This is a genomic window from Pseudomonas sp. BN607 (assembly GCF_029871175.1).
Lineage (GTDB): Bacteria > Pseudomonadota > Gammaproteobacteria > Pseudomonadales > Pseudomonadaceae > Aquipseudomonas.
The window spans coordinates 120,662-147,035 of record NZ_SSOE01000022.1; the positions used below are offsets into that span (position 1 = coordinate 120,662).

Here is a 26,374-nt window from a genome sequence, read left to right on the forward strand (position 1 = left end):
TAGAGGCTTTCGAGCATGAACATTGTGCGTGAAACCATCGCCGCCATTGCTACCGCCCAGGGCCGCGGTGGTGTGGGGATTGTCAGGTTGTCCGGCCCGCTGGCTGCCAAGGCCGGCCAGTTGATCACCGGTCGTACACTTACCCCTCGCCACGCCCACTACGGCCCATTCCGCGACGAGGAAGGGCTGGTACTGGACGAAGGCATCGCGTTGTATTTTCCCGGGCCGAATTCGTTCACTGGCGAGGATGTGCTTGAACTTCAGGGCCACGGTGGCCCGGTGGTTCTGGACATGCTGCTGCAGCGCTGTGTACAAGTCGGCTGCCGGCTGGCCCGGCCGGGCGAGTTCAGCGAGCGCGCATTCCTCAACGACAAGCTTGACCTGGCCCAGGCCGAAGCCATTGCCGACCTGATCGAGGCCAGTTCCAGCCAGGCCGCGCGCAATGCCCTGCGCTCGCTGCAAGGTGAATTCTCCAAACGTGTGCACAGCTTGACCGAGGCGTTGATTGCCCTGCGTATCTACGTTGAAGCAGCGATCGACTTCCCAGAGGAGGAAATCGATTTCCTCGCCGATGGCCACGTGTTGTCTATGCTCGATGCAGTGCGCGGCGAGTTATCCACCGTGCAGCGCGAAGCCGGGCAGGGTGCGCTGCTGCGTGACGGCATGACCGTAGTCATCGCTGGGCGGCCCAATGCCGGCAAATCGAGCCTGCTGAACCAGTTGGCCGGGCGCGAAGCTGCCATCGTCACTGATATCGCTGGCACCACCCGGGACATCCTGCGCGAACATATCCACATCGACGGGATGCCGCTTCATGTGGTTGATACAGCTGGTTTGCGCACTACTGATGACCATGTGGAAAAGATCGGCGTAGAACGCGCGCTCAAGGCCATCGGCGAAGCGGACCGGGTGCTGCTGGTCGTCGACTCCACTGCCCCCGAGGCCAGCGACCCGTTCGCCCTGTGGCCAGAGTTTCTCGACCAGCGCCCGGACCCGGCCAAGGTCACGCTGATTCGTAACAAGGCTGACCTGAGTGGTGAGCGGGTGGCGCTGGAACAGTGCGATGACGGCCATGTCACAATCACTCTCAGCGCCAAAGGTGACGATGCGGGCCTGCAGTTGCTGCGCGACCACCTGAAAGCTTGTATGGGTTATGAGCAGACCGCCGAGAGCGGTTTCAGCGCTCGCAGGCGCCATCTGGATGCTTTGCGCCAGGCCAGTGCGCACCTGGAACACGGCCGCGCACAACTGACGCTGGCGGGCGCGGGAGAGCTGTTGGCGGAAGACCTACGGCAGGCCCAGCACGCCCTGGGTGAGATCACCGGAGCATTCAGCTCCGATGACCTGCTGGGGCGTATTTTCTCCAGCTTCTGCATCGGAAAGTAATCCACAGCCATCCAAAGCCAAACGCCGCTCCCTCTGGAGCGGCTTTTTTTTGCCTGGCATTTATGCAGTTGTCACGCTGACCTCATGCTCGAAAAGCGGCTCCCAGGGTTAAAGCCATCCATTTTTTTGTGAGTAGGTCCTTCTGTGGGAGGGGATTACTCGCCAAAAAGCCAATGACGGAAGAAAAAATTTGATCACAGGCGCCGATTCGCCGTCAGGAGCCCTGTGGAAAACCCGGCTTCAGCTCCGTTGATAAGCAGGCTTTTTTTCTGAGGACAAAGCGCCCTGTGGGTAAATAGGCATTTAATCCACAGGCTAAAATGGGTTATCCATAGCCCTCATGGCACTCCAGACACAGGGTTTAATTTCTCTATACACAGCGTGAGATATGGGCTGTAGAGCTTTATCCACAGATATGGGTGTGCATAAGAATAAACATAAAAACAAAGCTTTTTTAAATTTTTCCTCTTTGATTTCTGTTGTTTGCCACTCATCCACAGACTGGTCAAAATTTGCTCAGACGGTTTCTTTAAGGGGGGCTAAGTCCCTATACTTGTCCGCTTACCTTCTCTATTCGCAAAAACAGGCACGAGGTGCGTGGTGGATTTCCCTTCCCGTTTTGAAGTGATCGTCATCGGCGGCGGCCATGCCGGTACCGAGGCTGCGCTTGCGTCTGCACGCATGGGTGTGAAAACCCTGCTGTTGACCCATAACGTGGAAACCCTCGGTCACATGAGCTGCAACCCCGCTATTGGCGGTATTGGCAAAAGCCATCTGGTCAAAGAGATCGATGCCCTCGGCGGCGCCATGGCGCTGGCCACCGACAAGAGCGGCATCCAGTTCCGCGTTCTGAACAACCGCAAGGGCCCGGCCGTACGCGCCACCCGTGCGCAGGCCGACCGCGCCATCTACAAGGCAGTGGTGCGTGAAATCCTGGAAAACCAGCCGAACCTGTGGATATTCCAGCAATCCTGCGACGACCTCATCGTCGAGCAGGATCAGGTCAAAGGCGTAGTGACCCAGATGGGCCTGCGTTTCTTCGCAGAATCAGTGGTACTTACCACCGGCACCTTCCTCGGTGGCCTTATCCACATCGGTTTGCAAAACCATTCCGGCGGTCGCGCCGGTGACCCGCCTTCGATTGCCCTGGCCCACCGCATGCGTGAACTGCCGCTGCGCGTTGGCCGCCTGAAAACCGGGACCCCGCCACGCATTGATGGGCGTTCGGTGGACTTCTCGGTCATGACCGAGCAGCCAGGCGATACCCCGATCCCGGTGATGTCGTTCATGGGCAATGCCGACATGCACCCGCGCCAGGTGAGTTGCTGGATTACCCATACGAACGCACGCACTCACGAGATCATTGCCTCGAACCTCGACCGTTCGCCGATGTACTCGGGCGTGATCGAAGGGGTCGGTCCACGCTACTGCCCGTCGATCGAAGACAAGATCCACCGCTTCGCCGACAAGGAAAGCCACCAGGTGTTCATTGAGCCGGAAGGCCTGACCACCCATGAGCTGTACCCCAACGGAATATCCACTTCGCTGCCATTCGACGTGCAGTTGGAGCTCGTGCGTTCCATCCGTGGCATGGAAAACGCCCACATCGTGCGCCCCGGCTACGCCATCGAGTACGACTACTTCGACCCGCGTGATCTCAAGTACAGCCTCGAGACAAAAGTCATCGGCGGCCTGTTCTTTGCCGGGCAGATCAACGGCACCACCGGGTACGAAGAAGCCGGTGCCCAAGGCCTGCTGGCCGGGACCAACGCCGCACTGCGGGCGCAGGGCCGTGACAGCTGGTGCCCGCGCCGTGACGAGGCTTACATCGGTGTACTGGTGGACGACCTGATTACCTTGGGTACCCAGGAGCCGTACCGCATGTTTACCTCGCGTGCCGAGTACCGGCTGATACTGCGCGAAGACAACGCCGACTTGCGCCTGACCGAAAAGGGCCGTGAACTGGGCCTGATCGATGACCAGCGCTGGGCTGCGTTCTGCGCCAAGCGCGACGGTATCGAGCGTGAGGAACAGCGCCTGAAATCGACTTGGGTTCGCCCGAATACCGAGCAAGGCCAGGCGGTTGTGGATAAATTCGGCACTCCGCTGAGCCACGAGTACAGCCTGCTCAACCTGCTGGCACGCCCAGAAATCGACTACGCCGGCCTGATCGAAGCGACTGGCGGTGAAGCGATCGATCCACAGGTTGCCGAGCAGGTAGAAATCCGCACCAAGTACGCCGGTTACATCGACCGCCAGCAGGATGAAATTGCCCGACTGCGCGCCAGCGAAGACACCCGGCTGCCTGTGGATATCGACTACACGTCGATTTCCGGCCTGTCCAAGGAGATACAGGGCAAGCTGAGCCAGACCCGTCCGGAGACGCTGGGCCAGGCTTCGCGTATCCCGGGTGTGACCCCTGCGGCAATTTCCCTGTTGCTGATTCACTTGAAAAAACGCGGCGCTGGCCGCGAATTGGAGCAAAGCGCTTGAGTTCCCTGGTCACCCCGCAACACGCTGAAGAGTTGTCCACAGGTGCACGACAGCTTGGTGTCGAGCTGACTGCCGAGCAGCACGAGAAGCTGCTTGGCTACCTGGCTCTGTTGATCAAATGGAACAAAGCCTACAACCTGACTGCCGTGCGCGACCCAGACGAGATGGTCTCGCGTCACCTGCTCGACAGTCTCAGCGTCATGTCGTTTATCCACAACGACCGTGACAACTGGTTGGATGTTGGCAGCGGCGGTGGCATGCCCGGCATCCCGCTGGCTATCCTGCATCCACACAAGCGTGTCACTGTGCTGGACGCCAATGGCAAGAAAACCCGCTTCCTGACCCAAGTGAAAATGGAGCTCAAGCTGGACAACCTCGCGGTTATCCACAGCCGGGTAGAGGCCTTCCAGCCAGCACAAGCGTTCGACGGAATCATTTCTCGTGCTTTCAGCAGCATGGAGAACTTCACCAACTGGACCCGCCACCTGGGCGACACCGGGACGCAATGGCTTGCAATGAAGGGGCTGCATCCTGCCGATGAACTGGTAGCATTGCCCGCAGACTTCACAGTGGAAAGCGAACAGGCCCTGACCGTTCCGGGTTGCCAGGGCCAGCGCCATCTGCTGATACTGCGCCGCAAGGCATGACTGGGAACACGCGCATCAATGGCTAAGGTATTCGCAATCGCGAACCAGAAAGGTGGTGTAGGCAAGACCACCACCTGTATCAATCTCGCCGCCTCGCTGGCCGCGACCAAGCGTCGTGTGCTGCTGATCGACCTCGATCCGCAGGGCAACGCCACCATGGGCAGCGGTGTGGACAAACATGAGCTCGAGCACTCGGTCTACGACCTGCTTATCGGGGAATGTGACTTGGCTCAGGCCATGCATTACTCCGAGCATGGTGGTTTCCAGCTGCTTCCGGCCAACCGTGACCTGACCGCCGCCGAAGTGGTGCTGCTGGAAATGCAGGTCAAGGAAAGCCGCCTGCGCAACGCGCTGGCGCCGATCCGCGAAAACTACGACTACATCCTCATCGACTGCCCGCCGTCGCTGTCGATGCTGACGCTCAATGCGCTGGTCGCTTCCGATGGCGTGATTATCCCCATGCAGTGTGAGTATTACGCGCTGGAAGGTCTCAGCGACCTTGTGGATAACATCAAACGCATCGCCGCCCGGCTGAACCCGGAGCTGAAGATCGAAGGCTTGCTGCGGACCATGTACGACCCACGCCTGAGCCTGAACAACGATGTTTCGGCGCAGTTGAAAGAGCACTTCGGCCCACAGCTGTACGACACCGTCATTCCACGCAACATTCGCCTGGCCGAGGCCCCTAGCTTCGGCATGCCGGCCTTGGCTTACGACAAGCAATCGCGCGGCGCGCTGGCGTATCTGGCCCTGGCGGGGGAACTGGTTCGCCGTCAGCGCCGTCAATCACGCACTGCACAAACAACTTAAGGAATCCGTATGGCCGTCAAGAAACGGGGTCTCGGACGTGGGTTGGATGCACTGCTCAGTGGTCCCTCCGTCAGCGCGCTCGAAGAGCAGGCTGTGAAGATCGACCAGAAAGAACTGCAACACCTGCCGGTCGAACTGATCCAGCGTGGCAAGTACCAGCCACGCCGGGACATGGACCCTCAGGCGCTGGAAGAGCTTGCGCACTCGATTCGCAGCCATGGCGTGATGCAACCGATCGTGGTTCGTCCGATCGGCGACAACCGTTACGAGATCATTGCCGGTGAGCGCCGTTGGCGCGCCACCCAGCAGGCCGGCCTGGACACCATCCCGGCCATGGTCCGTGAAGTGGCTGACGAAGCTGCCATTGCCATGGCGCTGATCGAGAACATCCAGCGCGAAGACCTCAACCCACTGGAAGAGGCTCTGGCCCTGCAGCGCCTGCAGCAAGAGTTTGAGCTGACCCAGCAACAGGTTGCGGATGCCGTGGGCAAGTCGCGGGTGACCGTGGCCAACCTGCTGCGCCTGATTAGCCTGCCCGAGGCGATCAAGACCATGCTCGCCCATGGCGATCTGGAAATGGGTCACGCCCGCGCATTGCTCGGTCTGGACGAGAGCCGTCAGGAGGAGGGGGCGCGTCATGTTGTCGCACGCGGCCTCACTGTGCGCCAAACTGAAGCACTGGTTCGCCAGTGGCTCAGCGACAAGCCTGAACCGGTCGAACCGAGCAAACCTGATCCGGATATCGCACGCCTTGAACAGCGGCTCGCAGAGCGCCTGGGCTCGGCCGTGCAGATCCGTCATGGCAACAAGGGCAAAGGCCAGTTGGTTATTCGCTACAACTCGCTTGACGAGTTGCAAGGCGTGCTTGCTCACATCCGCTGAAACAATTCCTGTTGTAGCGCGCAGTCGGAAATCACTACCGAATAGTTGAATAGGGGTTAATCCACCCCTATACTCTGCGCGCATTTTGTCGGCACAAATTATGCCAAGTCATAACTGACTTGCTGGTCGACTTCCGAGGAGCAGTTGTGATGGAAATCCGCACGCCAAACCGCCTGCCTTTCCATCGCTGGGCGGTTTTTCCGGTACTGCTGGCTCAATTCGTCGTATTCCTGCTGGCAACCTTGGTGTTGTGGCAGTGGAAAGGGGCGGTCAGTGGATATTCAGGCCTTTGCGGAGGTTTGATTGCCTGGCTGCCTAATGTGTATTTCGCCTGGAAGGCTTTTCGCTTCAGCGGAGCTCGGGCGGCACAAGCCATCGTCAAGTCGTTCTACGCTGGCGAGGCAGGCAAGATGATTTTGACGGCAGTGCTTTTTGCACTGACCTTCGCAGGAGTGAAGCCACTGGCGCCGTTAGCAGTCTTCGGCGTCTTCGTGTTGACCCTTTTGGTCAGCTGGTTCGCGCCCCTGCTGATGAATAAAAGACTTTCGAGACCTTAGGGCGTTTGAGGCAACCATGGCAGCAGAAACCGCTTCGGGCTATATCCAGCACCACTTGCAGAACCTGACCTACGGTCAACTACCAGACGGCAGCTGGGGCTTTGCCCATTCGGCTGCAGAAGCCAAGGCAATGGGCTTCTGGGCGTTCCACCTGGACACCCTGGGTTGGTCCGTCGCGCTGGGTCTGATCTTCCTGTTCATCTTCCGCATGGCGGCCAAGAAGGCGACTTCCGGCCAGCCTGGCGGCCTGCAGAACTTCGTGGAGGTGATGGTCGACTTCGTCAACGGCAGCGTGAAGGACTCCTTCCACGGCCGTAGCCCGGTGATTGCACCGCTGGCGCTGACCATCTTCGTCTGGGTATTCCTGATGAACGCCGTCGACCTGGTACCGGTCGACTGGATTCCTCAGCTGGCCATCCTGATTTCCGGTGATCCGCACATTCCGTTCCGCGCCGTGTCGACCACCGACCCGAACGCGACCCTGGCCATGGCCTTCTGCGTGTTCGCCTTGATCATCTTCTACAGCATCAAGGTCAAGGGCCTGGGCGGTTTCATCGGTGAGCTGACCCTGCACCCGTTCGGTAGCAAGAACATCTTCGTGCAGATCCTGCTGATTCCGGTCAACTTCCTGCTGGAATTCGTCACCCTGATCGCCAAGCCGATCTCGCTGGCACTGCGTCTGTTCGGCAACATGTACGCCGGCGAGCTGGTGTTCATCCTGATCGCCGTCATGTTCGGCTCTGGCCTGCTCTGGCTGAGCGGCCTGGGTGTGGTGCTGCAATGGGCGTGGGCCGTGTTCCACATCCTGATCATCACCCTGCAAGCTTTCATCTTCATGATGCTGACCATCGTCTACCTGTCGATGGCGCACGAAGATAACCATTAAGACCGCCTGGCGTGTCTGATAGCCTTCCCCGCTCGTTTGGGGGGAGGGCTTAAAAAGTCCGCAAGGGCATGCTGTACCAAACGATTTGTTTTACCGCTTCAACTTAAAAACCTAACCAATACGACGTAAAAGTCGGGAGGAAAGATGGAAACTGTAGTTGGTCTGACCGCTATCGCTGTTGCTCTGCTGATCGGCCTGGGTGCTCTGGGTACCGCCATTGGTTTCGGCCTGCTGGGCGGCAAATTCCTGGAAGGCGCTGCTCGCCAGCCAGAAATGGTTCCAATGCTGCAGGTTAAAATGTTCATCGTTGCCGGTCTGCTCGACGCCGTAACCATGATCGGTGTTGGTATCGCTCTGTTCTTCACCTTCGCGAATCCGTTCGTTGGTCAAATCGCCGGCTAATCACTCGTTAACCACGAGTTGATAGCTGTGATGAACCAAAGACCGAGCGAGGTGTTGGCGTGAATATTAATGCAACCCTGATTGGCCAATCCGTTGCCTTCCTGATTTTTGTACTCTTCTGCATGAAGTACGTATGGCCTCCGGTCATCACTGCCCTGCAAGAGCGTCAAAAGAAGATTGCCGACGGCTTGGACGCTGCCAACCGCGCAGCTCGCGACCTGGAGCTGGCCCAAGAAAAAGCGGGTCAGCAACTGCGTGAAGCTAAAGCACAGGCAGCCGAAATCATTGAGCAAAGCAAGAAACGCGCTGCTCAGCTTGTCGAGGAAGCCCGTGAACAGGCCCGCGTCGAAGCTGACCGTGTGAAGGCTCAGGCTCTGGCCGAGATCGAACAGGAACTGAACAGCGCCAAAGACGCCCTGCGTGCCCAAGTGGGTGCCCTGGCCGTTGGTGGTGCTGAAAAGATCCTTGGCGCCACAATCGATCAAAACGCGCATGCGGAGCTGGTTAACAAACTGGCCGCTGAAATTTAAGCGAGGGCGATCATGGCAGAACTGACCACGTTGGCCCGACCTTACGCTAAGGCTGCCTTTGAGCATGCCCAGGCCCATCAGCAACTGGCCAATTGGTCAGCCATGCTCGGCCTGGCTGCTGCGGTGTCGCAAGACGACACCATGCAGCGCCTGCTCAAGGCCCCGCGACTGACGAGCGCAGAAAAGGCCGCCACGTTCATTGACGTGTGCGGTGACAAGTTCAATGCACAGGCACAGAATTTCATTCATGTTGCCGCGGAAAACGACCGTCTCCTGCTCCTGCCGGAGATTGCCGCCCTGTTCGACCTGTACAAGGCCGAGCAAGAGAAATCCGTGGACGTGGAAGTCACCAGTGCCTTCGCGTTGAACCAAGAACAGCAAGACAAACTCGCCAAGGTTCTCAGTGCACGGTTAGGCCAGGAAGTGCGCCTGCACGCGTCGGAGGATGCCAGCCTGATTGGCGGCGTCGTCATCCGCGCTGGTGACCTGGTAATCGATGGCTCTGTTCGCGGCAAAATCGCGAAACTGGCCGAAGCATTGAAATCTTGAGTTTGAAGGGGCAGCAGAGCAATGCAGCAACTCAATCCTTCCGAAATTAGTGAAATCATCAAGGGCCGCATCGATAACCTCGATGTGAGCTCCCAAGCCCGTAACGAAGGTACCGTTGTTTCGGTATCCGACGGTATCGTGCGGATCCACGGTCTGGCCGACGTCATGTACGGCGAAATGATCGAGTTCCCTGGCAGCGTCTACGGCATGGCCCTGAACCTGGAGCAAGACTCCGTAGGTGCAGTGATCCTGGGTGCCTATGACACCCTCGCCGAAGGCATGAGCGCCAAGTGCACCGGCCGCATCCTGGAAGTTCCAGTTGGTAAGGAACTGCTGGGTCGCGTCGTTGACGCACTGGGTAACCCGATCGACGGCAAAGGTCCTCTGGGCAACACCCAGACCGACGCCGTCGAGAAAGTGGCTCCAGGCGTGATCTGGCGTAAGTCGGTAGACCAGCCTGTACAGACTGGCTACAAGTCCGTCGACGCCATGATCCCTGTCGGCCGTGGCCAGCGCGAGCTGATCATCGGTGACCGTCAGATCGGCAAGACCGCCATGGCCATCGACGCCATCATCAACCAGAAAGACTCCGGTATTTTCTGTGTTTATGTTGCAGTCGGCCAGAAGCGTTCCACCGTTGCCAACATCGTTCGCAAGCTGGAAGAAACCGGCGCCCTGGCCAACACCATCGTGGTCGTTGCCAGTGCTTCGGAATCCGCCGCACTGCAGTTCCTGGCGCCATACGCCGGCTGCACCATGGGCGAGTTCTTCCGTGACCGCGGTGAAGACGCCCTGATCGTTTACGATGACCTGTCCAAGCAGGCCGTTGCCTACCGTCAGATCTCCCTGCTGCTGCGCCGTCCACCAGGACGTGAAGCGTACCCAGGTGACGTGTTCTATCTCCACTCCCGTCTGCTGGAGCGTGCATCGCGCGTTTCCGAAGAGTACGTCGAGAAGTTCACCAATGGCGCAGTCACTGGCAAGACCGGTTCCCTGACCGCCCTGCCGATCATCGAAACCCAGGCTGGCGACGTTTCTGCGTTCGTTCCGACCAACGTGATTTCCATCACCGACGGTCAGATCTTCCTGGAATCGGCCATGTTCAACTCGGGCATCCGCCCTGCAGTGAACGCCGGTGTTTCGGTATCCCGCGTAGGTGGTGCCGCTCAGACCAAGATCATCAAGAAGCTGTCCGGTGGTATTCGTACCGCTCTGGCTCAGTACCGTGAACTGGCTGCATTCGCCCAGTTCGCTTCCGATCTGGACGAAGCGACCCGCAAGCAGCTGGAGCATGGTCAGCGCGTAACCGAGCTGATGAAGCAGAAGCAGTACGCGCCGATGTCCATCGCGGACATGGCCCTGTCGCTGTATGCCGCTGAGCGTGGTTTCCTGACTGACGTGGAAGTCTCCAAGGTCGGTAGCTTCGAGCAAGCGCTGATCGCCTTCTTCAACCGTGATCACGCCGACCTGATGGCGAAGATCAACGTGAAGGGTGACTTCAACGACGAAATCGACGCTGGCCTGAAAGCCGGTATCGAGAAGTTCAAGGCCACCCAGACCTGGTAAGCCGCAGCGGGGGCTCCGGCCCCCGCTTGCTAACCTGATAGGTGATACATGGCAGGCGCAAAAGAGATTCGCAGTAAGATTGCGAGCATCAAAAGCACGCAAAAAATTACCAGCGCCATGGAGAAAGTGGCGGTCAGCAAAATGCGCAAGGCACAAATGCGCATGGCTGCTAGCCGTCCTTACGCGGAGCGTATCCGCCAGGTGATCGGTCATCTGGCCAACGCCAACCCGGAATACCGCCACCCGTTCATGATCGAGCGCCCTGTAAAGCGCGCCGGTTATATCGTGGTGAGCAGTGACCGTGGTCTGTGCGGTGGCTTGAACACCAACCTGTTCAAGGCCCTGGTCAAGGACATGAGCGAAAACCGCGAACAGGGCGTTGAAATCGACCTGTGCGTGATCGGCAGCAAGGGTGCGACTTTCTTCCGCATCTTTGGCGGCAACGTTGTAGCCGCGATCAGCCACCTGGGCGAAGAGCCATCGATCAATGATCTGATCGGCTCCGTCAAAGTGATGCTGGACGCCTACATGGATGGCCGTATCGATCGCCTTTCGGTGGTTTCGAACAAGTTCATCAACACCATGACCCAAAAACCGACGGTCGAGCAATTGGTACCGTTGGTGGCAACCCCGGATCAGGAACTCAAGCACCACTGGGACTACCTGTACGAACCCGACGCAAAAGAGCTGCTGGACGGCTTGATGGTGCGTTACGTGGAGTCGCAGGTCTACCAGGCGGTGGTCGAGAACAACGCTGCTGAACAAGCGGCCCGGATGATCGCCATGAAGAACGCCACAGACAACGCCGGTGATTTGATCAAAGAGCTGCAATTGATCTACAACAAGGCGCGTCAGGCTGCGATCACCCAGGAGATCTCGGAAATCGTCGGCGGCGCTGCCGCGGTTTAACGGTTCAAAAATTCAGAGGATCCAGCTATGAGTAGCGGACGTATCGTTCAAATCATCGGCGCCGTCATCGACGTGGAATTCCCACGTGACAGCGTACCGAGTGTTTACAACGCGCTGAAAGTACAAGGCGCGGAAACCACCCTGGAAGTTCAGCAGCAGCTGGGCGACGGCGTGGTTCGTACCATTGCGATGGGCTCGACCGAAGGCCTGAAGCGCGGTCTGGATGTCGTCGACACCGGCGCTGCCATTTCCGTTCCTGTTGGTAAGGCCACTCTGGGCCGCATCATGGACGTACTGGGCAACCCGATCGACGAAGCCGGCCCGATCGGCGAAGAAGAGCGTCGCGGTATCCACCAGCCAGCGCCTTCGTTCGCTGACCAGGCTGGTGGCAACGACCTGCTGGAAACTGGCATCAAGGTTATCGACCTGGTTTGCCCGTTCGCCAAGGGTGGTAAAGTTGGTCTGTTCGGTGGTGCCGGTGTAGGCAAGACCGTAAACATGATGGAACTGATCCGTAACATCGCCATGGAACACAGCGGTTATTCCGTGTTCGCTGGTGTGGGTGAGCGTACTCGTGAGGGTAACGACTTCTACCACGAGATGAAGGACTCCAACGTTCTCGACAAGGTAGCGCTGGTCTACGGTCAGATGAACGAGCCACCAGGAAACCGTCTGCGCGTGGCGCTGACCGGCCTGACCATGGCTGAGAAGTTCCGTGACGAAGGTAACGACGTTCTGCTGTTCGTCGACAACATCTATCGTTACACCCTGGCCGGTACCGAAGTATCCGCACTGCTGGGCCGTATGCCTTCGGCAGTAGGTTACCAGCCGACCCTGGCTGAAGAGATGGGCGTTCTGCAAGAGCGCATCACCTCCACCAAGGAAGGTTCGATCACCTCCGTTCAGGCCGTATACGTACCTGCGGACGACTTGACCGACCCGTCGCCAGCGACCACCTTCGCCCACTTGGACGCCACCGTCGTTCTGTCCCGTGACATCGCCTCCCTGGGTATCTACCCAGCGGTTGATCCACTGGACTCGACTTCGCGCCAGCTGGACCCGAACGTGATCGGCAACGAGCACTACGAGACCGCTCGTGGCGTTCAGTATGTTCTGCAGCGCTACAAAGAGCTGAAGGACATCATCGCGATCCTGGGTATGGACGAACTGTCCGAAAGCGACAAGCAACTGGTAGCCCGCGCTCGTAAGATCCAGCGCTTCCTGTCGCAGCCGTTCTTCGTGGCCGAAGTCTTCACCGGTTCGCCAGGCAAGTACGTTTCCCTGAAAGACACCATCGCTGGCTTCAGCGGCATCCTCAAAGGTGACTACGACCACCTGCCAGAACAAGCGTTCTACATGGTCGGCAGCATCGACGAAGCGATCGAGAAAGCCAAGAAACTGTAATCCCGGCGCCCCGCAAGGGGCGCTAATCAGGTTGAGGCAAGCAGATGGCTATGACAGTCCATTGCGACATCGTCAGCGCGGAAGGAGAAATCTTCTCCGGCCTGGTCGAGATGGTAGTAGCGCACGGCAACCTGGGCGATCTGGGTATCGCTCCAGGCCACGCGCCGCTGATCACCAATCTCAAGCCAGGTCCGATCACGCTGACCAAGCAGGGTGGCACTCAAGAGGTGTTCTACATCTCCGGTGGCTTCCTCGAAGTGCAGCCGAACATGGTGAAGGTTCTTGCCGACACCGTACAACGTGCTGCCGACCTGGACGAAGCTCAGGCTCAGGAAGCCCTCAAGGCTGCCGAGAACGCGCTGAACACTAAAGGCTCGGATTTCGACTACGGCGCAGCTGCCGCACGTCTGGCCGAGGCTGCAGCTCAGCTGCGTACTGTCCAGCAAATGCGCAGAGGCAAGTAATCCGGCTTTGGCCGCGTACTTGCGTTGCGATTGAGTTAAAGGGTAGCCATCGGCTACCCTTTTTCTTTTGTGAAACTCATAGAACCGGTCATTTCACTGACCGCCCAGGATTGGTAGCCAGTAATGTCACTCGATATCGTTATTCTCGCCGCCGGCCAAGGCACCCGCATGCGCTCGGCCCTGCCCAAGGTACTGCACCCGGTAGCCGGCAACTCCATGCTTGGCCATGTTATCCACAGTGCACGCCAGTTGCAGCCGCAGGGGATTCATGTGGTCATTGGTCATGGGGCCGAGTTGGTGCGAGAGCGCCTGGCTTCTGACGACCTGAATTTCGTCATGCAGGACAAGCAGCTGGGTACCGGCCATGCGGTTGCCCAAGCCCTCCCGGCGCTCACCGCCGACACCGTGCTGGTACTGTACGGCGATGTGCCGCTGATCGAAGTGGAAACCCTGCAGCGTCTGTTGGCCAAAGCCAACGACCAGCAATTGGGCCTGCTTACCGTCACGCTCGACGACCCGACTGGCTATGGCCGTATCGTTCGTGACGAGCAAGGCCAGGTCACTGCCATCGTTGAGCACAAGGACGCCGACGACGCGCAGAGAGCAATCAAGGAAGGCAACACCGGCATTCTGGCCCTGCCGGCCGCGCGCCTCGCCGACTGGATGGGCCGCCTGTCGAACAACAACGCCCAGGGCGAGTACTACCTGACCGACGTCATTGCCATGGCCGTGGCCGATGGCCTGGTGGTGGCAACCGAACAGCCCCACGACCCGATGGAAGTGCAGGGCGCCAACGACCGCCGCCAGCTGTCCGAGCTTGAACGCCACTACCAGCTGCGTGAAGGCCGTCGGCTGATGGCCCAGGGGGTGACACTGCGTGATCCAGCCCGCTTCGATGTGCGCGGTGAAGTGACCGTTGGTCGTGATGTACTCATCGACATCAACGTGATTCTCGAAGGCAAGGTGGTCATCGAGGACGATGTGCAGATTGGCCCTAACTGTGTGATCAAGAACACCACCCTGCGCAAAGGTGCGGTGGTGAAGGCCAACAGCCACCTGGAAGGTGCCGTGATGGGCGAGGGCAGCGATGCTGGTCCGTTCGCCCGCCTGCGCCCGGGAAGCGTGCTGGAGGCCAAGGCCCATGTGGGTAACTTCGTCGAACTGAAAAATGCCCACCTGGGTGAAGGCGCCAAGGCTGGCCACCTCACTTACCTGGGTGACGCCGAGATCGGCGCGCGCACTAATATCGGCGCGGGTACCATCACCTGTAACTACGATGGCGCCAATAAGTTCAAGACCGTAATGGGCGAGGACGTGTTCATCGGTTCGAATAATTCCCTGGTCGCGCCTGTGGAAATCCAGGCTGGGGCCACCACTGCTGCCGGTTCGACCATTACCCAAACTGTCGAAGCCGGCGATCTGGCGGTGGGCCGTGCACGCCAGCGCAATATTTCGGGCTGGAAGCGGCCGGAAAAACTCAAGAAGAGTTGAGTTGTCCACAGATGTTTCGATCGAAAGCCGACTTGTGTGAATAAGTCGGTTTTTTTTTGAGCGTCTTGCGGGGGCTCCTTCAGCGGCGCTGATAGCGCGATCGGCTTCAAACCAGCGCTCCAGTTACTGCCTCCCCCCGATTTCAAAGACCGCTTATCTGCCATTTGCGGCACTCCCTCAAAGCGCCCGGCCAGTGCCCAAACATTATCCACAGGGCAGGCGGAACTTGACGAGCCGCTCATCTTGAGTTTTGATTGGCATCATTATCTTTCGAATCGAAACTTAACCGCTCATGTCGAAACGAAACACCCCACAACGTCGGCACAATATCCTCGCTTTGCTCGCTGAGCAGGGCGAGGTGAGCGTGGACGCCTTGGCCAAACGTTTCGAAACATCGGAAGTGACCATACGCAAAGACCTCGCCGCGCTGGAAACCAACGGCCTGTTGCTGCGCCGCTACGGTGGTGCGGTACCGGTGCCGCAAGAACTGCTGGGTGAGCCCGCCCAGCCCGTGTCTTCCTACAAGAAGGCCATCGCCCGGGCAGCAGTAGGGCGTATCCGCGAGCATGCGCGCATCATCATCGACAGTGGCAGCACCACGGCGGCGATGATCCCCGAGCTGGGGCGCCAGCCTGGCCTGGTGGTGATGACTAACTCGCTTAATGTGGCCCGTGCCATTTGCGACCTTGAACATGAGCCGGTGCTGTTGATGACCGGTGGCACCTGGGACCCGCATTCCGAGTCGTTTCAGGGTCAGGTCGCCGAGCATGTCCTGCGCTCCTACGATTTCGACCAGTTGTTCATCGGTGCTGATGGCATCGATCTCGGCAGGGGTACCACCACCTTCAACGAGTTGCTCGGCCTGAGCCGGGTCATGGCCGAAGTGGCCCGTGAAGTGATCGTCATGGTCGAATCGGACAAGGTGGGGCGCAAGATCCCCAACCTTGAGCTGCCCTGGGGCAGCGTGCACACCCTTATTACAGATGAGCGCCTGCCCGCAGCGGCACGCGAACAAATTCAAGCCCGCGGCATCAACCTGATCTGCGCCGCGATCAGCCAGGAGCAATAACTATGTGTGGAATCGTTGGTGCCGTCGCCGAACGCAATATCACCGCCATCCTGATCGAAGGCCTCAAGCGTCTTGAGTACCGCGGTTACGACAGCGCTGGCCTGGCCGTGCTATCCCAGAATGGTGAGCTGCATCGCCGCCGCCGCATCGGCAAGGTCAGCGAGCTGGAAGCTGCTGTCGCTGCAGACCCGCTGGCTGGCCAGTTGGGCATCGCCCACACGCGTTGGGCTACCCACGGCGCGCCAACCGAAGGCAACGCCCACCCGCACTTCTCTGGCAACGAAGTGGCCGTTGTGCACAATGGCATCATCGAGAACCATGAAGAGCTGCGCGAAGAGTTGAAGGGCCTCGGCTATGTCTTCACTTCGCAGACTGACACCGAAGTCATCGTGCACTTGATCCAGCACACCCTGAAGAGCATTCCGGACCTGGCCGATGCCCTCAAGGCCGCAGTGAAGCGCCTGCATGGTGCTTACGGCCTGGCACTGATCAGCGCCAAGCAGCCTGACCGCCTGGTAGCCGCACGCAGCGGCAGCCCCCTGGTTATCGGCTTGGGCTTGGGTGAGAACTTCCTGGCGTCTGACCAATTGGCCTTGCGCCAGGTCACGGACCGCTTCATGTACCTGGAAGAAGGCGATATCGCTGAGATCCGCCGTGAGCAGGTCACCATCTGGGACCAGGCCGGCCACAAGGTCCAGCGCGAAACCGTGCAGTACCATGAAGGCGCCGAAGCTGCGGACAAGGGTAACTACCGCCACTTCATGCTCAAGGAAATCCACGAGCAGCCAAGCGTTGTCCAGCGCACCCTGGAAGGTCGCCTGGGCAAGGATAATGTGCTGGTCCAAGCCTTCGGCCCGAACGCTGCGGAGTTGTTCGCCAAGGTGCGCAACGTGCAGATCGTTGCCTGCGGCACCAGCTACCACGCTGGTATGGTCGCCCGCTACTGGCTGGAAAGCCTGGCCGGCATCCCATGCCAGGTTGAAGTGGCCAGCGAGTTCCGTTACCGCAAGGTGGTGGTGCAGCCGGATACCCTGTTCGTCTCCATCTCGCAGTCCGGTGAAACTGCCGACACCCTGGCCGCGCTGCGCAACGCCAAGGAACTGGGTTTCCTTGGCAGCCTGGCAATCTGCAACGTCGGCATCAGCTCGCTGGTACGTGAATCGGACCTGACCCTGTTGACCCTCGCCGGCCCGGAGATCGGCGTTGCTTCGACCAAGGCCTTCACTACACAGCTGGTATCGTTGATGCTGCTGACCTTGGCGCTGGGCCAGGTGCGCGGTACCTTGGAAGCCGGTGTCGAAGCCGAGCTGGTGGAAGAACTGCGCCGTCTGCCTACCCGCCTGGGCGAGGCACTGGCCATGGACGCGACCGTCGAGAAGATCGCCGAGCTGTTTGCCGACAAGCACCACACCCTGTTCCTCGGCCGCGGTGCGCAGTACCCGGTGGCGATGGAAGGTGCACTCAAGCTCAAGGAAATCTCCTACATCCACGCTGAAGCCTACCCGGCAGGCGAGCTGAAGCACGGCCCGCTGGCGCTGGTAGACAACGACATGCCGGTGGTTACCGTTGCACCGAACAACGAACTGCTGGAAAAGCTGAAGTCCAACCTGCAGGAAGTGCGTGCCCGTGGCGGCGAGCTGGTGGTATTCGCTGACGAGCAAGCTGGCATGACCAATGGCGAAGGCACCCACGTGATCAAGGTGCCGCACATCGCGGACGCCCTGGCGCCGATCCTGTACACCATTCCACTGCAGCTGCTTTCGTATTACGTGGCCGTACTCAAGGGGACTGACGTTGACCAGCCTCGGAATCTGGCCAAGTCCGTTACTGTCGAGTAACAGGTAGCTGCACGTTGCTAAAATGCCCTCCATCCGGAGGGCATTTTACTTTCAGATCGCGAAACCCTGATTGGTAGCGCCACCCGGGACAAAGACTTCGACTTCAGCAGCACTTCCCGGAGACAAGCACGTTCATGCCAGCCGGCGCGCGATCTGCTGGAGGGCAGTGTTCCGCAGCGCCAAGTGCAAGAGAGAGTAACTGACGCTGCGAATGTGCCCCATCAGATTTGCATGGCCATGCCATCCACATTCATCGCTGCCTGGCGCAACGCCTCGGAGCGGGTCGGGTGCGGGTGGCAGGTGAGGGCGATGTCTTCTGCAGAGGCCGAGAACTCCATGGCCACGCAGAACTCCCCAATCATTTCGCTGACGCTTGGGCCCACCAGGTGTACACCCAGCACTTCATCGGTTGCGGCGTCAGCGATGACCTTGGCGAAGCCTTCGGTTTCGTGGTTGATCTTGGCGCGGCTGTTGGCGGTGAAGGGGAACTTGCCTACCTTGTAGGCGCGCCCTTCGGCCTTGAGCTGCTCTTCGGTCTTGCCCACGGTAGCCAGCTCCGGGCGTGTGTAAATCACACCTGGGATCAGGTTGTAGTTGACCTCGTGGGGCTTGCCAGCGATGCGCTCGATGCAGGCTACTGCTTCATCTTCGGCCTTGTGCGCCAGCATCGGGCCGGATGTGACGTCACCAATCACCCACACGCCCGGCACAGAGGTGCGGTGGTGCTGGTTGCCGAGCATGCCGCGCTGGTCGGTTTCCAGGCCCACGCTTTCAAGGTTCAGGCCTTTGGTGTAGGGGCGGCGACCGATAGCCACCAGCACGTAGTCGGCTTGCAGTGACTCTGCAGTACCGCCAGCGGCAGGCTCCAGTGTCAGGCTCACGCCATCGGCGCTGGCCGTCGCTTGGGTCACTTTGCTGCCCAGCTTGAATGCCATGCCTTGCTTGGCCAGGGCCTTCTGCAGGGTTTTGGCGGTTTCGGTGTCGGTGCCTGGGCAGATCCGGTCGAGGTATTCGATGACCGTAACCTGGCTACCCAGGCGTCGCCAGACCGAACCCAGTTCAAGGCCGATCACGCCGGCGCCGATGACGACCAGGTGTTTGGGCACTTGTGGCAGGGACAGTGCGCCGGTCGAGTCAATGATGCGCTGGTTGTCGATGGTCACGCCTGGCAGCGGGGTGGGCTCGGAGCCGGTCGCAATGACGATGTCCTTGGCCTGCAGCGCTGTCTCGCTACCGTCTTCAGCTTTGACCACGACCTTGCCGACACCGTCCAGGCGGCCCCAGCCCTTGATCCAGTCGACCTTGTTCTTGCGAAACAGATACTCGATGCCCTTGGTCAGGCCGGTCACGCTCTCGTCCTTCTGTTTCATCATCTGGGCGAGGTTGAGGGTGGGCTTTACTTCGATACCGAGGTGGGCGAATTCGTCGCCGCTAGCCGCTTCGTACAATTCAGAAGCATGCAACAGTGCCTTGGACGGCATGCAGCCGACATTCAGGCAGGTGCCGCCCAAGGTCGAGCGGCCTTCCACGCAGGCTACGCTCAGGCCCAGCTGGCCAGCGCGGATGGCCGCATTGTAGCCACCAGGGCCACCGCCGATGATCACCACGTCATAGGATTTCATGGGTTCAACTCCAGGATGTAGAAGCGCGAGAGGGGCACAAGGTTAAGCTGAGACGCAGAAATTGTATACAATCTGCTGTGCGAATAAGACCAGTTGGTTCTAGACCATGGTCGTGTTTAGAGGAAACATCCCACGAATGAACTACTCTGATCCGGCAACGTTCGAAATATAAGGCGTCGTGGCCATATACGGATTTGGAGGGTCGTTCATGCTTGCGCAACTTCCACCGGCACTGCAGAGCTTGCATCTGCCGCTACGGCTGAAACTTTGGGACGGCAATCAGTTCGATCTGGGGCCCAGCCCGCAGGTCACTATCCTGGTCAAGGAACCGCAACTGATCAGCCAGCTGACTCACCCAAGCATGGACCAGCTGGGCACTGCGTTCGTTGAAGGCAAGCTTGAGCTGGAAGGCGATATTGGTGAGGCCATCCGCGTATGCGATGAACTGAGTGACGCATTGCTGAAGGACGAGGATGAAACGCCACCGCAACGGCTGTCTCACGACAAGAGCACGGACGCCGAAGCCATCTCTTATCACTATGATGTGTCCAACGAGTTTTACCAGCTGTGGCTGGATAAGGACATGGCCTATTCGTGTGCCTACTTCCGCGAACCGGACAACACCCTGGATCAAGGCCAGCAGGACAAGTTCGATCACTTGTGCCGCAAGCTACGCCTGGATGCGGGCGACTACCTGTTGGATGTGGGCTGTGGCTGGGGTGGGCTGGCGCGTTTCGCTGCCCGTGAGTATGGCGCCAAGGTGTTTGGCATCACCCTGAGCAAAGAGCAGCTCAAGCTTGGTCGCCAACGCGTCAAAGCAGAGGGCCTTGCCGACAAGGTCGACCTGCAGATCCTGGACTACCGCGACTTGCCCCAGGATGGTCGCTTCGACAAAGTCGTCAGCGTGGGCATGTTTGAGCACGTTGGGCACGCCAATCTGGCGCTGTATTGCCAGAAGCTGTTTGGCGCGGTGAGGGAGGGCGGGCTGGTGATGAACCACGGCATCACCGCCAAGCACGTCGATGGCCGGCCGGTCGGGCGGGGCGCTGGCGAGTTTATCGACCGCTACGTGTTTCCTCATGGGGAGCTGCCGCATTTGTCGATGATCAGCGCCAGTATCTGCGAAGCGGGGCTGGAGGTGGTGGACGTGGAAAGCCTGCGCTTGCATTACGCCAAGACGCTGCATCACTGGAGTGAGAACCTGGAGAACCAGCTGCACAAAGCGGCGGCGCTGGTGCCCGAGAAAACCCTGCGGATCTGGCGCTTGTACCTGGCCGGGTGTGCTTATGCGTTCCAGAAAGGCTGGATCAATCTGCACCAGATTCTGGCTGTGAAGCCGTATGCCGATGGGCACCATGATCTGCCATGGACCCGCGAGGATCTGTACCGCTAGATCACCTTCGACTTGCGTTAACAGCTTTGCGTTGCATAGGGGTCGGTCAAGCTGAAAGGTTCGCTCAGCTTGACCGGCCCCTATGCAACGCAAGCGGGTGTCGCGAGGTCCTGCCTCCAGCGTTAGAGAATCGGCGAGATCAACCGTGCAATACGCATCCCCAATTGCTGCAGCCGATGAGTATCGCGGCTGTCCTCAGCGGTTATCTCCCGCGACTGCTCAAAGTCATCGTTCAGCATATGCTCGACCTGATCTGCAAACCCACGGTCGACCGTCAGCAGGGTAATTTCGAAGTTCAGGCGGAACGAGCGGTTGTCCAGGTTGGCACTGCCAATGGCACTGACATCGTCATCCACCAGCACCACTTTCTGGTGCAAGAAGCCCGGCTGGTAACGGAACATGCGTACCCCCGCGCGTACTGCTTCGAAGGCGAACAGGCTGGATGCGGCATAGACGATACGGTGGTCTGGCCTTGATGGAATCAGCACCCGTACATCGACCCCGCGCAATACCGCCAGCCGCAATGCGGCAAACACCGCTTCGTCAGGAATGAAATACGGGCTGGTAATCCACACCCTGCGGGTGGCCGAATGAATCGCTTCGAGGAAGAACAACGAGCAGGTTTCCTGTGGGTCGGCCGGGCCGCTGGCTAGCGCTTGGCACAACACGCCGTTGTCCGGGTAGGTATCTGGAAGAATCAGCGGGGGTAGCTGGCGCGTGGCCCAATACCAGTCCTCGGCAAACGACTCTTGCAGGCAGGCAAGCACTGGCCCGCCGATTTGCACATGGGTGTCGCGCCAGGGGGAAAGATGCGGGTGCGCACCCAGGTACTCGTCCCCCACGTTGTGCCCCCCGATAAAACCGAGCAGGCCATCCACCACCACGATCTTGCGATGGTTGCGGAAGTTCACCTGGAAGCGATTGAACCAGCCACGGCGGGTAGCGAACGCATGAATCTGTACTCCGCCCTCACGCAGTACCTGGCTGTAACTGGCCGGTAAGGCATGGCTGCCCACGCGGTCATACAACACGAAAACCTGTACCCCTTCCGCGGCTTTGCGTAACAGCAGTTGCTGCAGTGCCTTGCCAAGGGTGTCGTCATGGATGATGAAGAACTGCACCAGCACCACGTCCCGGGCTTTCTCGATGGCTGCAAAGATGGCATCGAAGGTGGCTGCGCCATTGATCAGCAGCTTCACTTGGTTGTTTGCCAGGCAAGGCATACGCCCCAGCTTAGGCATGGCGCGCAACGCCACATAGCTTTGTGATTCGCGGGCAGTCAGGGCTTCTTCAACCCAAGGGCGCCAGTTGAGGTTGGCCATGGCCACGTGCATTTCCTGATTGGCTTGCCGTCGCGCCTTGATGTAGGCATAGAACGAGCGGGCGCCAAAAACCAGGTAGGGGATCAAGGTCAGGTAGGGTATGAAGAACAAAGGCATGGCCCAGGCAATTGCGCCTTGGGCTGTGCGCACGGTGAACAGCGCGTGAAGCGCGGCAACGATACCCAGCAGGTGGATCAGGCCGAGTAGGTAACCGAAGAAGTAGGGGCTGTGGTAATCCATTTGCATCCTGCTTGCCGAGTACACTTGAGGTAACAGAACACGTTCCCGGTCCACCTTGCAACCCGCAGGTGGATTTGGCGTCTAAGGCTCAGCCCGGCCCGCTTGGCCGGCTTTTTTCCAGGAGCGTTCGTCCATGAAGATTCGTCTGCCACTGTTGGCGTTGGCCCTAGGTTTGAGCAGCCCATTGGTGCATGCCCAGATGCTGCAACCAGGTTTGTGGGAGCTGACTACCAGCAACATGCAGGTCGATGGCAAGCCGCTGCCCGACATGGAGTTCATGCTCGGCCAGCTTAAGAACCTGCCGCCGGAGCAGCGCGCAATGATGGAAGGGGTGTTGGCAAAACAGGGGGTAACTGTCGGTGGCAAGGGCGTTCGGTCGTGCCTGACACCAGAGCAAGTGGCGACCAATGACATCCCGTTGCAGGACCCCAAGTCAGGCTGCACTCAGAAAATTACCGACCGTACCGGCAATGTCTGGAAGTTCCAGTTCAGCTGCCCGAAAGCACAGGGCACCGGCCAGGCCACATTCCTCAGTGACCGCGAATTCACTACGCAGGTGAGTGGCACTTTCAACGCTTCGGGTGTGCAGCAGCAAGGCAGCATGAACACCCGGGCGGTGTGGTTGGGCAATGACTGCGGTACGGTCAAGCCGCGCAGTTGAGCCCCCACTGCCACTGGCTTGTGGCAACCGCGTCGTGGGCATGCAGGCTCTCTGCATGTTCCACGCGCAGCTTGAAGGCAGTGCTCCATTCAACTTGGCGCAGTGCCTGGTGCAGGCGCCGAGCTGCATCTTCGCAGAACATCAGGTTCTGCCCATTGGCCAACGCAAACGCTTGTTCGTCTGCTCGCTTCACTGCGGTTTGCACCGCGGTCCCCAAGCTCCTCTCGATGCCATCTATCAATTCGGTAACTGGCAATACCGGCTGGTGATGGCGTAGCCGCACCTGAACATGCGCTGCACTACGCTGGCTGTGGGGCGTAGCCACGATGCCTTCGGCAGTGCCTAGCCATTGCAGCACCGCAGACTTGTCGACCTGCTGCTCGCTGAAGCCCGCTAGGAACTGCTGCTGAATCAGTTGCCGCGCCAGTGCCGCCGAGCATGGGCAAGTCGATGAGTATGGGATGGAAACGGATAGTTCCACGTGGAACATTCCATTAACGATTCTGGCATCCACCGTCACGGCGTAGCTTTTCCAGCCCGCCAACGGACTGACCAAGGCGGGTCGTTTTAGCAAGTGTTCGAAGCTGATTCGTAGATAGGCCGCCGAGGAAAGCCCTTCATGGCTGCTGAGAAAACTCAGCAAAAGCTGGTGGATTGCGATTGGAGTCAGCGGCTGATTTTCCAGCGATTCCAAGGCAAGGTACAGCCGCGACATATGGATACCGCGAGAACAACCATCCACCAAGCTGACCCCGGCATCGATGTTGGCGGCAGCGATGCGTCCCTCGAATTGCACCGGCAAGGCGATTCCACACATGCCCACCCAGTCCAACGGCAAAGTGTACTGCTGGGTTTGTGCGGCGATGTCTGGGAGCTTGAGCTGGGTCATCTGGCTTTCCAATCAAAAAAAAAGGCGTCAACGGCAACCGCCGATCAAGCTGCAATGCAGCTTGAAGCGTTGGCCGCTGGAACTGGACACGCGGTTCAGGGTAGTCCAGCCAACGCGGCGGCTGTAGCCCACCCAGGCCTCTCCGTCGCTGGCCAGGCCGGTGAAAAAGGTTAGCGTGCCATAGCGGCTGTTTGTTTGTGCCCACAGGCGTTGGCTATTGAAGTCGTAGCCGCGCAGGAACAACGTGCTGCCTTCGCTGCGCACGCTGTAATAACTGCCCTTGCCATCCTGGCAAGCGATCAGCATTGCACTGCGGGTACACAGCGCCAGGCCACTGCTTTGTGGCATGGCTAGCAGCGAGGTGGGCATCGCAAGCATCAGCATCACCATGATGCAAGGCAGTTTCATGTTTCATCCCCAGTGAGCACGCGTCCGTCGATTACGACTTGGCGAAATTGTATTGTTACTTTATAACATTGTGCAATGCATCGTTTCGAATGCGCTCGCCTGAAGAGGTTTCGCCCATGTCCAACCGTTTACCCGTCACCGTGCTGTCCGGATTTCTTGGCGCCGGCAAAAGCACCTTGCTCAACCATGTGCTGCGTAACCGCGACAACCTGCGGGTTGCGGTGATCGTCAATGACATGAGTGAGATCAACATCGACGCCAGCGAGGTGCAGCGCAATGTCAGCCTCAACCGTGCCGAAGAAAAATTGGTGGAGATGAGCAACGGCTGCATCTGCTGCACGCTGCGTGAAGACTTGCTCGAAGAGGTAGCGCGGCTAGCAGAGGAAGGACGTTTCGATTACCTGCTCATCGAATCCACCGGTATCTCCGAGCCTCTGCCGGTGGCTGAAACCTTCACGTTCCGTGATGAGCAGGGCCGAAGCCTCTCAGACATGGCGCGGCTAGACACCATGGTTACCGTGGTCGATGGCCTGAACTTTTTGCGTGACTACCAGGCCGCTGACAGCCTGGCCAGCCGCGGCGAAACCCTGGGCGAAGAAGACGAGCGCTCCATCACTGATCTGTTGATCGAGCAGGTCGAGTTTGCCGATGTGCTGCTGCTGAGCAAGATCGACCTGATCAGCCACCATGAGCGGGAAGAGCTCACTGCTATTTTGCGCAGCCTCAATGCCCGGGCGCAGATCATACCCATGGTCATGGGCCAGGTGCCGCTGGCGCGCATCCTCGATACCGGTTTGTTCGACTTCGACCAGGCTGCGCAGGCGCCAGGCTGGCTGCAGGAGCTGCGCGGTGAGCATGTGCCGGAAACCGAAGAGTACGGGATCGCTGCAACAACCTGGCAGGCGCGTCGACCGTTTCATCCACAGCGCTTTTTCAACTTTATCCACACGCACTGGAGCAACGGTCGGCTGTTGCGTTCCAAAGGCTTTTTCTGGCTGGCCAGTAAATATCAGGAAGCCGGAAGCTGGTCGCAGGCTGGAGGGATGATGCGCTATGGCCTGGCCGGGCGCTGGTGGCGGTTCGTGCCACGCGACCAGTGGCCGCAAGATGTGGATAACACCAGTGCAATTCTCAAGCACTGGATCCCCGAAACGGGTGACTGCCGCCAGGAGCTGGTGTTCATAGGGCAAAACATTGACTTCGAAAAACTATCCACAGCCCTTGATGCCTGCTTGTTGACGGATGAAGAAATGGATCTGGGGCATATGGAGTGGTTGCGACTGCCTGACCCGTTTGGCCCCTGGCACGAGGAGGTGGCGGCATGAACCTGGCACACCGGCCTGTGGATATTTTCCAGGTGTCGGGCGAAAACCCACAGGTGCTGACTGAAGTACTTCGGGATGGCGTTAATTTAGCCGTATGGCACCGGCGCTTGCCGCCGCAGCTGGAAGACTTTGCCGACCTGGTGATAAGCCTTGGCGTGCCGCTCGCCGATCAGCGGGTAATCGATGTGGACGAGCAAAACACGCCGATATTGCCTGACCTGCTGCGCGAAGCTGCGGAGTTGCAAGGCTACGAGGCCTTCGTTGCCGATGTAACCTGGTTGGTGGCGGCTTATACGTGCCTGGTGGGTGCACGGCGGGTTGGTTTGCGTCTGCGGGTACTGCACAACCCGATGTGCCCGCGCTTCCATGTGGATAACGTTCCATTAAGGCTGCTCACCACCTATGTGGGTCCCGGTAGCGAATGGTTGCAGGAGCAGCAAAGCACGCGCAGTGAGTTACCCACAGCTGATCGGTATGTGGATAACATTCAGCAACTGCTGGCCGGTGAAGTGGCGGTGCTCAAGGGCGAAAAATGGCAGGGTAACGAAGGCGCGGGCCTTGTCCACCGCTCGCCTTCGGGGCAGCAGGCGCGCCTGTTGCTCAGCCTTGACTGGCTGGCCTGACAGCGCAT

The 26,374-nt window shown here is 59.2% G+C and carries 25 protein-coding genes; 21 read left to right on the forward strand and 4 right to left on the reverse strand.

Translation table 11 applies throughout. The features are described from left to right. The first annotated feature begins 15 nt into the window (after nucleotides 1-15). The 17 genes from mnmE (at nucleotide 16) to glmS (ending at nucleotide 17,883) form a co-directional block, all read left to right on the forward strand. Nucleotides 16-1,386 (forward strand): tRNA uridine-5-carboxymethylaminomethyl(34) synthesis GTPase MnmE, encoded by a 1,371-nt coding sequence (mnmE, locus tag E8E68_RS03535; protein ID WP_280339745.1) that lies wholly within the window; start codon nucleotides 16-18, stop codon nucleotides 1,384-1,386. Between the two features lie 600 nt (nucleotides 1,387-1,986). After that, entirely contained in the window at nucleotides 1,987-3,879 is a 1,893-nt protein-coding gene (gene mnmG, locus E8E68_RS03540) for a tRNA uridine-5-carboxymethylaminomethyl(34) synthesis enzyme MnmG (RefSeq protein WP_110743608.1), read from the forward strand. Continuing rightward, on the forward strand, nucleotides 3,876-4,526 hold the full coding sequence (gene rsmG / locus E8E68_RS03545; RefSeq protein ID WP_266032107.1) for a 16S rRNA (guanine(527)-N(7))-methyltransferase RsmG: 651 nt from the start codon (nucleotides 3,876-3,878) through the stop codon (nucleotides 4,524-4,526). The genes mnmG and rsmG overlap by 4 nt, the downstream gene beginning before the upstream one ends. An 18-nt stretch (nucleotides 4,527-4,544) precedes the next feature. Further along, a complete protein-coding gene (locus tag E8E68_RS03550; protein ID WP_012274913.1) occupies nucleotides 4,545-5,336 on the forward strand; it encodes a ParA family protein in 792 nt (263 codons plus the stop codon). Nucleotides 5,337-5,345: 9 nt separating this feature from the next. Continuing rightward, complete coding sequence (locus E8E68_RS03555; protein WP_266032108.1) at nucleotides 5,346-6,218, forward strand: ParB/RepB/Spo0J family partition protein; 873 nt, start codon at nucleotides 5,346-5,348, stop codon at nucleotides 6,216-6,218. A 149-nt stretch (nucleotides 6,219-6,367) separates the two neighbouring features. Beyond that, nucleotides 6,368-6,775 (forward strand): F0F1 ATP synthase subunit I, encoded by a 408-nt coding sequence (locus E8E68_RS03560; protein ID WP_009684665.1) that lies wholly within the window; start codon nucleotides 6,368-6,370, stop codon nucleotides 6,773-6,775. 16 nt (nucleotides 6,776-6,791) lie between these two features. Then, complete coding sequence (atpB, locus tag E8E68_RS03565; protein WP_003260030.1) at nucleotides 6,792-7,661, forward strand: F0F1 ATP synthase subunit A; 870 nt, start codon at nucleotides 6,792-6,794, stop codon at nucleotides 7,659-7,661. A gap of 144 nt (nucleotides 7,662-7,805) precedes the next feature. After that, nucleotides 7,806-8,063, forward strand: a complete 258-nt coding sequence (gene atpE, locus E8E68_RS03570) for a F0F1 ATP synthase subunit C (RefSeq protein WP_003097235.1) — start codon at nucleotides 7,806-7,808, stop codon at nucleotides 8,061-8,063. Nucleotides 8,064-8,122: 59 nt separating this feature from the next. Then, the gene (locus tag E8E68_RS03575) at nucleotides 8,123-8,593 is read left to right on the forward strand and encodes a F0F1 ATP synthase subunit B (RefSeq protein ID WP_003253189.1); all 471 of its coding nucleotides are present in this window, start codon (nucleotides 8,123-8,125) and stop codon (nucleotides 8,591-8,593) included. 12 nt (nucleotides 8,594-8,605) lie between these two features. Beyond that, nucleotides 8,606-9,142: a F0F1 ATP synthase subunit delta gene (locus E8E68_RS03580; protein WP_003253191.1), complete on the forward strand. Its 537-nt coding sequence runs from the start codon at nucleotides 8,606-8,608 to the stop codon at nucleotides 9,140-9,142. Between the two features lie 21 nt (nucleotides 9,143-9,163). Further along, entirely contained in the window at nucleotides 9,164-10,708 is a 1,545-nt protein-coding gene (gene atpA / locus E8E68_RS03585) for a F0F1 ATP synthase subunit alpha (protein ID WP_110743486.1), read from the forward strand. Nucleotides 10,709-10,756: 48 nt separating this feature from the next. Further along, the gene (atpG, locus tag E8E68_RS03590; RefSeq protein ID WP_009684663.1) at nucleotides 10,757-11,617 is read left to right on the forward strand and encodes a F0F1 ATP synthase subunit gamma; all 861 of its coding nucleotides are present in this window, start codon (nucleotides 10,757-10,759) and stop codon (nucleotides 11,615-11,617) included. 27 nt (nucleotides 11,618-11,644) lie between these two features. Then, nucleotides 11,645-13,021, forward strand: coding sequence for a F0F1 ATP synthase subunit beta (gene atpD, locus E8E68_RS03595; RefSeq protein ID WP_110743485.1), 1,377 nt, complete (start codon nucleotides 11,645-11,647; stop codon nucleotides 13,019-13,021). 44 nt (nucleotides 13,022-13,065) lie between these two features. Further along, nucleotides 13,066-13,485: a F0F1 ATP synthase subunit epsilon gene (locus E8E68_RS03600; RefSeq protein ID WP_029886844.1), complete on the forward strand. Its 420-nt coding sequence runs from the start codon at nucleotides 13,066-13,068 to the stop codon at nucleotides 13,483-13,485. Between the two features lie 123 nt (nucleotides 13,486-13,608). Then, a complete protein-coding gene (gene glmU / locus E8E68_RS03605) occupies nucleotides 13,609-14,976 on the forward strand; it encodes a bifunctional UDP-N-acetylglucosamine diphosphorylase/glucosamine-1-phosphate N-acetyltransferase GlmU (RefSeq protein ID WP_280339750.1) in 1,368 nt (455 codons plus the stop codon). Nucleotides 14,977-15,268: 292 nt separating this feature from the next. Next, nucleotides 15,269-16,045, forward strand: a complete 777-nt coding sequence (locus tag E8E68_RS03610; protein WP_280339752.1) for a DeoR family transcriptional regulator — start codon at nucleotides 15,269-15,271, stop codon at nucleotides 16,043-16,045. A gap of 2 nt (nucleotides 16,046-16,047) precedes the next feature. After that, nucleotides 16,048-17,883 carry a glutamine--fructose-6-phosphate transaminase (isomerizing) gene (glmS, locus tag E8E68_RS03615; RefSeq protein ID WP_266032111.1) on the forward strand — a complete coding sequence of 612 codons (1,836 nt, stop codon included), beginning with the start codon at nucleotides 16,048-16,050 and terminating at the stop codon, nucleotides 17,881-17,883. A gap of 221 nt (nucleotides 17,884-18,104) precedes the next feature. On the opposite strand, the gene lpdA is transcribed toward glmS, so the two are convergent. Continuing rightward, nucleotides 18,105-19,505, reverse strand: a complete 1,401-nt coding sequence (gene lpdA / locus E8E68_RS03620; RefSeq protein ID WP_266032112.1) for a dihydrolipoyl dehydrogenase — start codon at nucleotides 19,503-19,505, stop codon at nucleotides 18,105-18,107. 208 nt (nucleotides 19,506-19,713) lie between these two features. Between lpdA and cfaB the strand changes: the two genes are divergently transcribed. Beyond that, nucleotides 19,714-20,898: a C17 cyclopropane fatty acid synthase CfaB gene (gene cfaB, locus E8E68_RS03625; protein WP_110743476.1), complete on the forward strand. Its 1,185-nt coding sequence runs from the start codon at nucleotides 19,714-19,716 to the stop codon at nucleotides 20,896-20,898. Nucleotides 20,899-21,020: 122 nt separating this feature from the next. Here cfaB and cls read toward each other — a convergent pair whose 3' ends face one another. Further along, on the reverse strand, nucleotides 21,021-22,460 hold the full coding sequence (gene cls, locus E8E68_RS03630; protein WP_266032113.1) for a cardiolipin synthase: 1,440 nt from the start codon (nucleotides 22,458-22,460) through the stop codon (nucleotides 21,021-21,023). A gap of 133 nt (nucleotides 22,461-22,593) precedes the next feature. Here cls and E8E68_RS03635 point away from each other — a divergent pair, with 133 nt between their 5' ends. Continuing rightward, entirely contained in the window at nucleotides 22,594-23,121 is a 528-nt protein-coding gene (locus E8E68_RS03635) for a DUF3617 domain-containing protein (protein WP_266032114.1), read from the forward strand. Here E8E68_RS03635 and folE2 read toward each other — a convergent pair. Together folE2 and E8E68_RS03645 are read right to left on the reverse strand one after the other, a co-directional pair. Continuing rightward, nucleotides 23,105-24,010: a GTP cyclohydrolase FolE2 gene (folE2, locus tag E8E68_RS03640; protein ID WP_280339756.1), complete on the reverse strand. Its 906-nt coding sequence runs from the start codon at nucleotides 24,008-24,010 to the stop codon at nucleotides 23,105-23,107. The two genes, E8E68_RS03635 and folE2, sit on opposite strands and share 17 nt — an antisense overlap. 27 nt (nucleotides 24,011-24,037) lie before the next feature. Next, on the reverse strand, nucleotides 24,038-24,418 hold the full coding sequence (locus E8E68_RS03645; RefSeq protein ID WP_266032116.1) for a glutamine synthetase: 381 nt from the start codon (nucleotides 24,416-24,418) through the stop codon (nucleotides 24,038-24,040). Between the two features lie 116 nt (nucleotides 24,419-24,534). Between E8E68_RS03645 and zigA the strand changes: the two genes are divergently transcribed. Both zigA and E8E68_RS03655 read left to right on the forward strand, forming a co-directional pair. Continuing rightward, on the forward strand, nucleotides 24,535-25,743 hold the full coding sequence (gene zigA, locus E8E68_RS03650; protein ID WP_280339759.1) for a zinc metallochaperone GTPase ZigA: 1,209 nt from the start codon (nucleotides 24,535-24,537) through the stop codon (nucleotides 25,741-25,743). After that, nucleotides 25,740-26,366, forward strand: a complete 627-nt coding sequence (locus E8E68_RS03655; RefSeq protein ID WP_266032118.1) for a DUF1826 domain-containing protein — start codon at nucleotides 25,740-25,742, stop codon at nucleotides 26,364-26,366. The genes zigA and E8E68_RS03655 overlap by 4 nt, the downstream gene beginning before the upstream one ends. Nucleotides 26,367-26,374: the final 8 nt, after the last annotated feature.